The organism is Streptomyces sp. NTH33 (assembly GCF_003236365.1).
In the GTDB taxonomy this organism is placed as follows: domain Bacteria; phylum Actinomycetota; class Actinomycetes; order Streptomycetales; family Streptomycetaceae; genus Streptomyces.
Map to the genome: position 1 here is coordinate 1 of NZ_POTZ01000837.1, position 1,662 is coordinate 1,662.

A 1,662-nucleotide genomic window follows, 5' to 3' on the forward strand; every position below is an offset into this window, starting at 1 on the left:
GGCGAGGAGTGTCTGCAGGTCCCGGCGGTCGTCGGCGTCCGGGACGGCGTGGAGCGCGTCGAACCAGGACCGGGCGGCCGGGTCGTGCCCCACGCACTGGTGGAACTTCGCCGCCAGTTCGGCGGGGGAGAGCGGCCGGTGCGCGTCGCCGCGGGAGTGGTGGACGTCGCGGACCAGGACCCGGCCGTCGTCGGTGTGCAGCCGGACGACGGTGTGGCCGGGCTCCTCGGCCGGCGGCCGTTCCGCGAGCTCGATCCGGGCCATCAGCTCGGCCACGCCCGGACGTCGCAGGGCCTCGTCGGTGAAGTCGGCGAGCCGCACGTCCCCGGTCAGCAGGGCGACGGCGAGGGTGTACTCCAGGGAGAACTTGGCCTCGAGCCCGTTGCCCGGCCCGGTGTCCCGCAGTGGCCGGGTGCCGCCGTGTTCGAGGGTCACCTCCACCCGCGCGATCCGGCCGGGATCGGCGCCCAGCTCCTCGCGCAGGGAGATCCCCGCGTCGATCGCGCGCTGGGTGGCGAAGCAGGAGGGGTAGACCTTGATCGCGTAGTCGTCGGTCCAGCCGGTCGCCCAGTGCTCCAGGCGCTCGCCCAGGAGCGCCGTGCGCCTCGGGTCGTGGTCGCCGAAGAGGTCCAGGAAGCCGCCGCGCGCCTCCAGCTGGGCGGGGTGGGCGGTGAAGCCCCGGACGGCGAGTCCGACGGCCATCACGGCGTCCCGGGAGGCGAGGCCGGCGTGCATCGGCTTGGTCATCGTGCCGAAGTTGGCCAGGCTCCCGGCCGCCTGGGAGGCGGCGATGCCCAGGGCGTGGGCGGTCGCTCCGGTGTCCAGGCCGAGCAGCCGGCTGGCGGCGGCGGTGGCGGCCAGCCGTCCGGTGGTGGAGGTGTTGTGCCAGCCGCGGCCGTAGTGGACGGCGTGCGGGAGCACCTCCGAGACCGCGCGGAAGACGGCGGAGCCGACGCTGTAGGCGGCGACGAGGTCGGCACCGGTCACCGGACGGCGGGCGGCGAGCGCGAAGAGCGTCGGCAGCAGGACCGCCGCGGGGTGCATCGCCATCGAGGGAGCGGCGTCGTCCCAGTCCAGGGCGTGCGCGGCGGTGCCGTTGACCAGGGCGGCATCGGCCGGCCCGAGCCTGCCCGCGGTGCCCCAGACGGCCGCTGTCCCGGGCGACGCGGGCGCGCCGGACGGTGCCTGGTCCTCGACCCAGTCGCGCACCAGCGCGGCCGCGGGGGCGGTGAGCCCGGCGACGGCGACGCCGACGGTGTCGACCACCAGGCCGCGCAGGGCCGCCCGGGTGGCGGGCTCGGCGCGGTGGTCCCGGCGGCAGACGAAGCCGACCAGCTGCGCGGTGGCACCGGTCTGCTGCGGCGTGGGGGCGGCGAGGCTCACGGCTGTCCTCTCTACGGTGGATCCGCGGGGCTCCTCGGCGACCCGCGGTGACCAGTGTCGGAGCAGCGCGGGCTGAGCGGTCCCCGGCTCGCATCCAGCGGAAAGCGAGTTGGCGGCCGGGGCGCGACGGACGCGTGCGGCGGTCGGCCGGAGAGGCGGGCCTGCGGGTACTGCCGGCTCTGGGTGGCCGGGAAGCCGGGTGGCCAGGTGGCCGAACGGTCAGGGGGCCGGAGCCGGGTGGCGAGGTGGCCGAACGGTCAGGGGGCCTAACGGCCAGGG

General features: G+C 76.7%; 1 protein-coding gene. It reads right to left on the reverse strand.

Annotated features, from left to right (window positions below):
* The coding region (locus tag C1I97_RS36815) for an MmgE/PrpD family protein (protein ID WP_111007227.1) at window positions 1-1,383 on the reverse strand (1,383 nt) is incomplete at its 3' end.
* Window positions 1,384-1,662 lie beyond the last annotated feature (279 nt).